Genomic DNA, 1,132 nt, shown 5'->3' on the forward strand with positions numbered 1-1,132 from the left:
ATTGAAAGTAGCCCTTGTATAGGTAACAGATGATGCAAATTTTAGAATAATTACGCTTTTCGAGGAGTGAATATTCCGAAAAATAAGCATGGATGGCGACAGATATTTCATAGCCTTCGCTATATTAACATGAAATTTATCGAATTACAAATTGAAAATTAAAAATTTTTATTAGTTTATTTTATTTGAAAACGAAAAAGTATTCAACAGAATGTCACGATTTCATTGTAATTGTTCATTACAAACAGCTTAAAAAGAAAAAACGATTGCCTCTTAGGATCCAAGCAATCGTTTTTTTATTTTTTTCGGAGATGAAATTTGTGTTTTTGTACTCTCTCTCCATCAAGTTAAAAAAATGTTTGTTCCCCAGTAATGAAAAAAATGAATTTAATTCTCATAAATAACTGTAAAGTGGTAAAAATTTCGTTTTGGGGGTAATTCAAAATCTTAAGTTAATGGGCATGGGTTGGAACCCTTTCTTTGTTTAGACCGGATATCCGCCTGTTGGCGGTGGCCAAGCACTAAATAATCTGCGAATCAGCACAATTTCTCCTAAATGGTAGGAGTTGTGAGATGCAATATTGCGTAGAACACCGCCCGGGGTTTCACCAGGCCATTCCTCCAATGTTTTGTCCAATTGAACGGTTTGGGCAATCGCGCATGCCTGTTCAATCCCCTGAAGAAAATACTGAATAATCTGTTGCCACTCTTCCTCACTGCCAGGACATTTTTCTTCAGGCCAGCTCTCTTTTACATGGGCAGGCAATGCAGGCTTCTTCCCCTGAGCGGATAATAAGAGAAAATCTTGCCAGTAGGTCATGTGTTTCACTAATTGATAAATAGAATAAGGCAGTTCCTCTCTGCGTTTTCCCGCAAGCGCCACGTCTATATCCGACAAAGCATTCTTGATGGGAAGATGTCCTCGTTCTCCTCTTAACGATTTTACTAATGCCTCGCTAAACGCTTTATTTGATTGTTCCATAATAACTGACTCCCATCCTGTTTTATTTTCTAATTTGCTGATTTTATGGTTCCGTCTCTTTTATATGCACTAAATATATTATAGAAGATTTACGACTATTAAGAGAAAACAAAATAAGGCAAAAATAACAAGAATTACTGACTTCTTAAC

1 protein-coding gene is annotated in these 1,132 nt (G+C 36.1%); it reads right to left on the minus strand.

Translation table 11 applies throughout. The features are described from left to right. Positions 1-484 precede the first annotated feature (484 nt). Positions 485-982, minus strand: a complete 498-nt coding sequence (locus AC1DTM_RS27730) for a DinB family protein (RefSeq protein ID WP_002109976.1) — start codon at positions 980-982, stop codon at positions 485-487. Positions 983-1,132: the final 150 nt, after the last annotated feature.

It is taken from the genome of Bacillus sp. P4_D3 (genome assembly GCF_056401855.1).

What these genes read in the sequence shown, in the direction of transcription:
- AC1DTM_RS27730 (WP_002109976.1), bottom strand. Translation starts at nt 982, where the DNA reads ATGGAACAATCAAATAAAGCGTTTAGCGAGGCATTAGTAAAATCGTTA.